The organism is Anabaenopsis arnoldii (assembly GCF_028331025.1).
Classification (GTDB): Bacteria; Cyanobacteriota; Cyanobacteriia; order Cyanobacteriales; family Nostocaceae; genus Anabaenopsis; species Anabaenopsis arnoldii.
In genome coordinates this window covers 1-10,252 of record NZ_JAQMUH010000139.1, presented here as the reverse complement: position 1 = coordinate 10,252, position 10,252 = coordinate 1, and the positions used below count along the sequence as shown (strand labels likewise).

Here is a 10,252-nt window from a genome sequence, read left to right as displayed (position 1 = left end):
GTTGCTGCTGTATGTTGTTGATATAATTCTCCTACTTCTGCCAGATTAAAATTTCGCATAGTCAGAGAAGCAACTTTAATATTAAAAGGACTAGATGTATTTAATCTATCACTACCTCCCGATGCTACTTTATAGTCTCGCACATCTCGTAAACCAATTAATCCTACCGATGAGGGAAAATTTTCTGGACGGTTAGGAAAACCATCTCTTAACTGTCTTAAAATAGAAATTAGTGTTTGATATTGTAAAGAATCAATTTCATCTATAAATAATACTATGGGACGATTTATAGCTTTTGCCCAACCTCTTAAAAAAGCCTTAATTCTGCTTCCTGCTTCTTCCTGTTGCCATTGTTTAGCAGGAGGTTGTAATTCTTTTGGTAAACTATCTTGAATTGTATTATACCAAGTTCCTAAAATCGCTAATTCTGCGGTGGTAGGATCATAATTAAATGCACTTCCTACTTCTACAGATACCATAACTGCCGCATAATTTCCGGCATCAGTCAGTTGTTTTGCTAGGGATAACATGGCGGTGGTTTTCCCTGTTTGTCGTGGTGCGTGTAGGACAAAATAACTACGTTGTTGAATTAACGCCTCTAAGTCTGGTAATCTGACTGTGGGAGATAGAACATAGTGGATATCGTTTGAACAAGGACCTGCAATATTAAACCAGCGAGTCATAAAATTTTGATCATACGTAAACTCTTTAAGTTTACACATTTATTTGGGAAAATTATGATCTGACATTAGTTTTTATCCTTGAAAGAAGCCATAATAAATTTTAATCTCATTTAATCTCAGTTTTATATAGTCATCCTATTTGACTTGAGAAATTATCAGTGAGGAAAGGGAACACCGGAACACCGAAACAGGGAACAGAAATTGTTCATGAATCATTTAGGATTGCTATAGTGATATTTATGCCAGAAGTTACACGGTTTTACCAGGAATTAGTATTAAAAATGAGGATACAATAGGAAGCTTTAAGTTAATCTCATAAATAATCTGGGTGTGAGGGGAAAATTGTAGTAAGCACGTGTGACAGACATAGTACAGGTGTCATCACCCTGCTAACAGGTGTAAGCGGTTTGGTGGTTTATTGGTGAGTCATTGGTGAGTCACCGGGGTGTCGTCACCTGCTAACACTGTCAATGCAACATAAATCCCAAAATTTATCCATTCTTGTAGGATCAAGCATTAAATAACTGACTACTTCAGCAGCTTTGATAATATGAAGAGTGCGATCGCCCAAGCTGACCGAAGGTATCGCTATTTGGGGATTGGGGGAATGCGATCGCCCAAGCGCTGACTTGTCAGTTCCCTTTTACTGAATACTTTCAATTAACTTAATATTATTTCTCAACCACTCATTGACTAAGATTTGCACATCAATGTTTTTTTCCTGAGCAATTTTCTTGAGAAAATTCTCAACATCTTTTGCGTTTTACCCAGATAAAGTTCATTGTCTATTAATAATAGAGTCATTAATTGCTCAAATTTTGTATCACCAATCCCAATCCACAAGGACAGTCAACAGTCACCAGTCACCAGTCAACAGTCAACCGTCAACCGTCAACCGTCAACAGTTCATATTCTTGAAAAAATGTCAAGGAGAATTTCACAACTACCCCACCTAGTCAATAGGTGGGGATTTTACACTTAGTCACAATTACTGATAATCCCTGTTAAAATTAAACATTCAAATACTAACTACCCTAGATCACTATCTAGATTCTCTCCTCACAACTACTTATAACCCCTCTCACCACAAAAATGATATATTTTCTTATTTTCTCAAATTCACAACCCCAAAAATGATATATTTTCTCATTCTATTCTCCTTATCCTATCTAGTCACAATCATTTAAAATTTCTATCAAAATTTCCATCAACCCAAATCTTAACAGTGATAAAATTTACAATTACCTATCAATCCCTCTCAGTGAAAATAACTAGGGCGAAAAAAAAAGTTTTTTTTTCGCTTCCTGTCGTCATCACCCACCATACCTAACAGTGATTCAAAAAATTACACCATCCTACTCCATATATACCCCTAGAGTAAACTTATCCATAATCCCTATCAGGGATGCCAAACTTTTACAACCCGTCCCTGAAGTTGTTTTCCTAGCCAAGGTGTATTACTAGAGAGCGTATACAGATTCTGCGGTTCAACCTTCCAGGTTTCCTGCGGGTCAAATAGAATCAGTTCCGCCTTAGCACCGGTGGTAATTGTACTGGGTTGCTGTTGTAAACATTCCGCTGGGTGAGTGCTGAGAGCGCCCCATAATTCTAAAGCCGTAAGCTTCCCAGTCTCTACTAAATTCTGCCAGAGTAGGGGTAATGCTAACTCGTAACCCATCGCCCCTGGAGGTGAGGAGGCAAAGGCTTGCATTTTTTCCTCATAGGTATAAGGTGCATGGTCTATGGCGATCGCATCTATGACACCATTTTTCACCCCCCCCCGTAAAGCCTCTACATCACTGGGGTTACCTAAAGGAGGTTCCAACCTTAGACTAGTATTATAACTGGCTATTGCCGTCGTGTCAAGCAATAAGTGCATCCAAGTAGTGCTAGCGGTGATGGGTAAACCCCCAGCCTTAGCGGTGGCGATGAGTTCCACACTGCGAGCGGTAGACACCCGCATAATGTGTACTGGTGTAGCTGTAGCGGCGACCAATTCTAACAAAGCAGCCAGGGCGGTAGTTTCCGCGCTCGCTGGTACAGGGGGTAAACCGAAACGCAGAGCCGCGACACCTTCGCGCATCACCCCATGACCCGATAATAGGCGATCGCCAGGGGAAAAAGCCACCGGTTTACCCCAGGGTTGGAGATACTCCAGGACTCGCTGTACAAACCCTAAATTATCCCAAGGCTGACCATCTGTAAAACCCACGACCCCCGCAGCAGCTAAATCTGCTAATTCCGTCAATTGCTTCCCCGCTAAATCTAGGCTGATAGCTCCCCAAACGTAAACTTGAGGGTGTAACTTTAACTCCCCCTCCTGTTTCCGGGAGTGGGCGTGAGGGGGTGGGGTTTGCTGCAACTGTGTTACCATAGCCGGATGGTCAACAACTGGAGATGTATCTGGGAGAATAGTAATTCTGGTAAACCCTCCCGCAGATGCAGCTTGTAACATAGATGACAGCGTTTCTCGCTGTTCAAATCCCGGTTGACTACAGTGACTATACAAATCTACTAATCCTGTGCCCAGAATTAATCCCTGACAATCTTGAATAGTACTGTCAGCGGGAATATCAGAAATATCCGGGGCGATCGCGGCGACCTTACCATCAGCTATGAGTACATCAGCTATCTCCTCAGATTTTAAATTAGGATTAATTACCCTTACTTTTTTTAGCAGTTCTGTCATAAAAATATGGTTGTAAGCGGAAAAATCAGCAGCTTCAGCCCTGAGAGGGAGGCCAATTGGTGGTTTTAACCACCATGGTCTTTTCTGGTCAAAAGACTTGTTTTTTACAAAGCGCCAGCCGCAGTTTTATCTAGTACCCCTCCACTTAAGTGGCTGGTAATATTCATTGCTTGTAGCACTGGCAACCCATCCAGACCAGATGGATAGTCAATTACACTTACAGCGCCATTACCTTGGCGGAAGTTCCAGAAATTATCAGCCGATAAACCGAGAACGTGACACAGCAAAGTTTTATTAGTAGCATCGTGGGCTACCACCAAACCGGTTTTGAGTTGTTTTGTGAGTGCATCTTGTATAATTCCTTGCCAAGATGCCACACTCCGCTGCCAAACTTGCTCTAGGTTTTCCCCTTTTGGCATTTGTACCTGGGCGGGTACTAGTCGCCAGCGCTGCAATTCTCCGGGGAATTCTTGCTCTATCTCTGTTTCTAATTTACCTTCCCACAATCCGTGACTGATTTCTCTCAAACCATCTTGTAACTCTAAGTTTATACTAGGATGGTGGTTCAATATCAATTCTGCGGTTTCCTTGGGGCGGAGCATAGAGCTACTAACAGCAAAATCAATCACCACATCTTTGAGAAATTCTCCGGCGATTTGGGCCTGTTGTCTACCATTATCATTGAGGGGGATATCTATTTGCCCTTGGAATCTAGTTTGGCGATTCCATTCCGTCTCCCCATGACGTACCAACAACAAACGGACTCCCTGATGTCCCGGTCGCAAAGAGGGTAAAGTTTCCCCTAAGTGTTGGGTCTGATTCAGAGATTCTAATTGCACCGGTTCCCCTAAACCACCAGCAAAATTCAGGACGCTAATACAACAGTTAGATTGCTGTAAGCTATGGTAACGACTGGGGGAAATACCCAAAGCTGTACTAATCAAAGCCCGATTAATGCCATTATGGGCGACTATGAGGATAGTTTCACCTTGATGACGGGGTAGAATTTCCTGCCAAAATAACCGCGCTTGTTCATAGATAGCTAAGACAGGAAAATGTTCCGTTGTCCCATCCTTGACCAACATCCGCAATTCATGGGGGCGTTGTTTCCAGGTGCAGTAGTCCTCAGTAAACTTTTCCTTGACATCAGCACTGAGCATTTCTGCCCATAAAGGTAGATCAATTTCCATCAGGTTATCAGCAACTTGGGGAGTTACAGACCTTGTAGACTCCGTTACCAACTCACTGTATATAATCTCAGCTGTTTTCTTAGCCCGCTGGAGAGGACTAGTATAAATAGCACTAAAAGGAATATTACTGAGGGCTTTTCCTACCTTACTAGCATCTGCACACCCTTTCTCTGTTAATCTTGACACGTCAGTACGTCCTTGGATGCGGCGCTCGATGTTATAGCTGCTTTGTCCATGGCGCACAATGATGACACGGGTCATCGGTTTTGCCCTCCTGTATTTCAAGGAATAATTCTACAACGATTGCTCTTCAATTGAGCATTTTGGCAGACAGATTCACACCTAGGGGTGAATCAAATTTGGCGCAAGTCATGTAGATTTCAAGGTGAATACCTGAGAAGTTATATCAATCATGCTTCATAAAACTGTAATTCTCCTACTGCTGCTGATTTCTGCTCATAGCTATTCAAAATCAGATCAATTTCTAGAGCGAGGTTCAGGTAGGTGAGCACCCACAATTCCCCACCAGAGTAGATACCCGGAATTTCTGGTTGGAAATTCCGGGATCTGAAACTGTAGTTATGCAAGCATGAATAGTGCTAACCTTGACTTTCGCGAAAGGCTAAAAATTGCGCCTGGTTAATTCGCCCACACTGATACAGTGTTTCTGTAATTTCCGCCAGTGTAAACACAGAATGAGCTTGATAACCATGATCTAGTAATCTCGCCTTTACACCTTGTTCATGGTCAATCAAGACTATAATATCCCTAACATTCAATCCTGCTGATTTTAACTTTTCGGCACCTTCCATCACACTTTTGCCCGTGATCAGAATATCATCAACCACCGCCACAGTTTCACCAGGATCAAAATTCCCCTCAATTAACCTGCGGGTTCCGTGTGCTTTCACTTCCTTGCGCGGGAAAATTAGGGGACAATGTAAACGCAAAGATAAACCCGTAGCAGTGGGTAAAGAACCGTAGGGAATACCTGCTAATCTGTCAAACTCAAGAGAATTTAAAATTTTCTCATAAGCAGTGAGAACCTGATTAAAAACCTGGGGATTGGAAATAATTTTCCGTAAGTCAATGTAGTAAGGAAAAGTGGCTCCCGATGCTTGTACAAAACTACCAAACATGATGCACCCGACATCATAAAGTTTTAAAATCAAGTCTTGTTGGGGGTGGAGATTGACAACAGAAACATCAGGTAACCACACAGCACAGGTAGAAGTTTCCGAGAAAATTTCACTTTTAGCTTGATTAATCTCTGCACGTAAGGACTGGATATGATCAGCTAATTTGGGTTGACTGAACATATCTTGAGGAACAGGAATCAATAACCCATCACCGTGACTATTTAACCCAGCTGCTAAAATTTCCTTGATATTGATATTACTTCCCCCAGCCCAAATACTCCGGGCCATAATCAACCTTTCCGGCGCAACTGACCGAATCCGAGCTAAAATCTCAGGGTTTGTCGTCCCCACCTCCAAACCTAATTGTTCTGGAGTTCCCCAATTCCTAGACTCCTTGACTACCTGTAAATATAGAGGTAATTCTTCTGTGGGATATTTTTGTAAAGCTTCTGCTCCCGCATTAGAAGTGCAGCATAAAATAAATACCGCTTGATCAAGGTAAACTAAAAACGGTGCTACATGGTCTTGTCCTGTATAAGGACTCAGAGTCACAGCATCCACATTCAATTGTGTAAATACCCTGCGAGCAAACACACTGCTGGTATTTAAATCACTATGTTTAGCATCTAAGATAATGGGGATATGACTAGGAATAGCTGCTAAAGTTTTTTCTAGCAGTTCTAAACCTGGAACACCCAAGGCTTCATAAAATCCTAAAGTTGGTTTATAAGCACAGACAAAATCAGCAGTTTCGCGGATAATCGATTCTAACCAATTATGTAAATCAGCAATGATATCCTCAGATTTATAATCTGCTGGTAGGAGTTCTGGATTTGGATCAAGACCTACAAATAGTAAACTTTGATTTTGGAATATACTAGCTTGTAATTTATCAAAAAAGTTCATTTTTATAGTTACCCTGGGTTGTATGGTTTAAAAAACCCTATCTTATAGCACCAGTCGGCTCAATCCCACTCCATCAAAATACAGCCCTAGCTTACCTATACCTATGATGGTCTTTTTTGTGCCTATGGCTTACGTTACGTGATGCTATTGTGCGTGAAAAATCATAAGATTAGTCACTAGGATAGCAAGTTTAAAGAGGGTGAGATAATCATTGGAAAAACTATTAAGGATAGCCAAAATCATTGATATCTGTACCGAGCGCATTGGCAAATTAACCAGTGGACTGGTGCTAGTCATGGTCATACTTGGCGCATGGAATGTTTTAGGGCGATACTTAGGGCGGTTGATTGGCATTAATTTAACTTCTAATGCTTACATAGAAGCCCAATGGTATATTTTTGATTTAATTTTCCTCTGGGGTGCAGGTTACGCCTTAAAGCATAATGAACACGTCCGGGTGGATGTGTTTTACAACAATTGGACTCACCGGCAGAAAGCACTAGCAGATTTACTGGGGACAGTGTTATTTTTAATTCCATTTTCTCTGATGGTGATATTTTTTTCTTGGGGTAGTATCCTGGCTTCCTGGGAAATTTGGGAAACATCCCCAGACCCTGATGGTTTACCCCGCTACCCCATCAAAACCATGATTATTGTCTCCTTTGTGTTGTTGATTGTTCAGGGAATTTCTCAGGTAATTAAAAACTTGGCCATTCTTCAAGGTAGAGTCGATAGCGATCGCCATATCCCCGGAGGAAAATCATGACACTAGATTATGAATGGCTAGGGCCTGCTATGTTTGCGGGGGCTTTGGTGCTGTTATCCCTGGGATATCCCGTAGCTTTTTCTCTGGGTGGGGTATCAATCATATTTGGCATAGTGGGAATTGCCCTGGGTGTATTTGACCCGATATTTTTAACTGCCATGCCACAGCGGATTTTTGGCATCATGGCTAATTATACCCTGTTAGCTATCCCTTACTTTATCTTTATGGGGTCAATGCTGGAAAAATCTGGCATAGCTGAGAACCTGTTAGAAACTATGGGGATTGTATTAGGACGGTTACGGGGGGGACTGGCTTTAGCTGTGGTGTTAGTGGGGGCGCTGTTGGCAGCAACTACTGGTGTGGTGGCAGCAACGGTGGTGGCTATGGGGTTAATTTCCCTACCCATTATGCTGCGTTATGGGTATAATAAAGAATTAGCCACTGGTGTAATTGCGGCATCGGGTACTCTGGGGCAAATTATCCCCCCTAGTGTGGTGTTGGTGGTGCTGGGTGACCAGTTAGGGGTTTCTGTGGGTGATTTATTTATCGGTTCCTTGATTCCCGGTTTAATGATGTCCGGTGCTTTTGCTTTACATGTGCTGATTGTGGCATTTTTAAAGCCAGATTTAGCCCCAGCTTTACCGGCGGAGGTGCGCAACATTGGTGGTAAAGCCTTGGGAAAACGGATATTTCAGGTCATGCTACCGCCGTTAGTTCTGATTTTCTTGGTATTGGGTAGTATCTTTTTTGGCTTTGCTACCCCTACAGAAGCCGGTGCTGTAGGTTGTCTAGGTGCGATCGCACTTGCTGCTGCTAACGGTCAGCTAAATTTACCATCTGTGGCTCAGGTTTGCGATGCCACTTTAAAAATTACCACCATGGTGATTTTTATCCTATTGGGTTCCACAGCCTTTAGTCTAGTGTTCCGGGGTTTGAATGGGGATCAATTTATGTTTGATCTCCTAGCTAATCTTCCCGGTGGGACTACGGGGTTTTTGATTGTCAGCATGGTAACAGTATTTATTCTCGGCTTTTTTATTGACTTTTTCGAGATTGCTTTTATTGTTGTCCCCCTATTTGTCCCCGTAGCTCAACAGTTAGGTATTGATTTGATTTGGTACGGTGTGATTTTAGGCGCAAATCTGCAAACTTCCTTTCTCACACCGCCCTTCGGTTTTGCATTGTTCTATCTGCGTGGTGTCGCCCCCCCAGAAGTCACCACATCTGATATTTATCGGGGCGCTATCCCCTTTATTTTGCTGCAAATGCTAGTTTTGGTGTTAATAATTGCTTTTCCGGGGATTGTCAGTTTTTTACCGAATTTAGGAAGTTAATTGATCAACTCATTGAGAAATTAGCATAACTCAATTCATTGACACGGTTCCAGTCAAAAACTTGCTGACGGAACCCTTTCCACTGTTGGTAAACTTCCTTAAAGGTGCTGTCCTGACTAGCATTTTCTTCTAGGAACTCAAAGGACGCTGTTTGAGATGCTTGCATAATTTCCCGACTGAAGGGAACTAATTTAGTCCCCCCCGCGGTCAGTCTGGTTAATGCTTGGCCATTTAAAGCGTCATACTCAGAGAGCATATTCACGTTGGCTTCATAAGCTGCTGTCTTGAGGATGGCTTGGTATTCCGGGGGTAATTTATTCCAAGCAGTACGGTTAACTAAAACATCTAATGTCGGTCCTGGTTCCCACCAACCGGGATAATAGTAAAATTGGGCAGCTTTGTGTAAACCCAGTTTTTCATCATCGTAGGGACCGACCCACTCAGCTGCATCAATTGCGCCCCGATCCAGTGCTAAGAAAATTTCGCCTCCTGGTAATACTTGCACATTTACACCCATGCGAGCTATAACTTGGCCACCGATTCCGGGAATACGCATTTTTAAACCTTGGAAGTCAGCCACAGTGTTAATTTGTCGTTTAAACCATCCCCCCATTTGCGCCCCAGTGTTACCAGCGGGAAAGTTAATGATGTTGAAGTCACTATAAATTTTTTGCATGGCTTCTAGTCCCCCCCCATGATACAGCCAGGAATTCTGTTGTTGGGCGTTGAGGCCGAAGGGTACAGTAGTAGCAAAGGCTAAAGCTAGGTTCTTTCCGGTATAATAATAACTACCTGTATGCCCACATTCTACTGTTCCCGCTTGCACCGCGTCCATAACTTGTAACCCCGGTACTACCTCCCCCGCAGCAAAGGGTGTAATGGTGAAACGTCCGTTGGTCATTTCTCTGACTCGCTTGGCAATTGTATCTGCACCGCTAAATATACCTAGAGATTTCGGCCAGCTGGTGGCCATCCGCCACCTGATATTGGGCTGACTGGTTTGGATGTTGGCAGCAGTTTCGGTACGACCACATGCCGCTAATGTTACCGCAGTTCCTGCGGCGATCGCAGCTGTGTTGAGAATTTGGCGACGTTTAATCATGCTTGGTAAATTTATCAGCGCTAATTGGTGGGTTATCCGTAATTTACCAGTTTTTTACAATCTAGCTGCACGTAAAGCCGCACCAATTAGCCCTACTTCTTGGTTAAGAATAATATGCACCGGTATATCTTCCAAGATGGAACGCATCCGCCCTTTTTGGCTGAAGTTTAACAGAAAATTGCCGTTTTTCAGGAGGGGGAGAATTTTGGGCGCGATTCCACCTGCAATATATAAACCACCATAGGGGAGTAATTTTAGGGACAGATTACCCGCTTCAGCGCCGTAAATATCCACAAATAATTTTAGGGCTTCCACCGACAGGCGATCGCTCCCTTGAACCGCTGCGCCACCGATGGCCGCCCCCGGGTCAACGCTTTTTTCCATTAACTCCCCCTCCTTTTTCAAGGGGAGGGGGTCAGGGGGTGGGGTCGCGGGGGGGGGGG

The 10,252-nt window shown here is 43.2% G+C and carries 9 protein-coding genes; 2 read left to right on the top strand and 7 right to left on the bottom strand.

The genetic code is table 11. The annotated features are described in order from the left end of the window. The 5 genes from PN457_RS12355 to PN457_RS12335 form a co-directional block, all read right to left on the bottom strand. Positions 1-683, bottom strand: a 683-nt coding sequence (locus PN457_RS12355) for an AAA family ATPase (RefSeq protein WP_271733645.1), incomplete at its 3' end; no start/stop codon positions are given. 1,399 nt (positions 684-2,082) lie between these two features. Next, positions 2,083-3,372, bottom strand: coding sequence for a dihydroorotase (locus PN457_RS12350; protein ID WP_271733644.1), 1,290 nt, complete (start codon positions 3,370-3,372; stop codon positions 2,083-2,085). Between the two features lie 104 nt (positions 3,373-3,476). Continuing rightward, positions 3,477-4,823, bottom strand: coding sequence for a histidine phosphatase family protein (locus PN457_RS12345; protein WP_271733642.1), 1,347 nt, complete (start codon positions 4,821-4,823; stop codon positions 3,477-3,479). A 149-nt stretch (positions 4,824-4,972) separates the two neighbouring features. Beyond that, a complete protein-coding gene (locus PN457_RS12340) occupies positions 4,973-5,149 on the bottom strand; it encodes a hypothetical protein (protein WP_271733641.1) in 177 nt (58 codons plus the stop codon). Between the two features lie 12 nt (positions 5,150-5,161). Continuing rightward, complete coding sequence (locus PN457_RS12335; protein WP_271733640.1) at positions 5,162-6,607, bottom strand: bifunctional orotidine-5'-phosphate decarboxylase/orotate phosphoribosyltransferase; 1,446 nt, start codon at positions 6,605-6,607, stop codon at positions 5,162-5,164. Positions 6,608-6,818: 211 nt separating this feature from the next. On the opposite strand from PN457_RS12335, the gene PN457_RS12330 reads away from it, so the two are divergent. Together PN457_RS12330 and PN457_RS12325 are read left to right on the top strand one after the other, a co-directional pair. Beyond that, positions 6,819-7,373, top strand: a complete 555-nt coding sequence (locus PN457_RS12330) for a TRAP transporter small permease subunit (RefSeq protein ID WP_271733639.1) — start codon at positions 6,819-6,821, stop codon at positions 7,371-7,373. After that, positions 7,370-8,707, top strand: a complete 1,338-nt coding sequence (locus tag PN457_RS12325; RefSeq protein ID WP_271733637.1) for a TRAP transporter large permease — start codon at positions 7,370-7,372, stop codon at positions 8,705-8,707. Before PN457_RS12330 ends, PN457_RS12325 begins: the two co-directional genes overlap by 4 nt. A 4-nt stretch (positions 8,708-8,711) precedes the next feature. Here PN457_RS12325 and PN457_RS12320 read toward each other — a convergent pair whose 3' ends face one another. Together PN457_RS12320 and PN457_RS12315 are read right to left on the bottom strand one after the other, a co-directional pair. Then, the gene (locus PN457_RS12320; protein ID WP_271733647.1) at positions 8,712-9,806 is read right to left on the bottom strand and encodes a TRAP transporter substrate-binding protein; all 1,095 of its coding nucleotides are present in this window, start codon (positions 9,804-9,806) and stop codon (positions 8,712-8,714) included. 57 nt (positions 9,807-9,863) lie between these two features. Next, the coding region (locus PN457_RS12315; protein WP_271733636.1) for a glucokinase at positions 9,864-10,252 on the bottom strand (389 nt) is incomplete at its 5' end.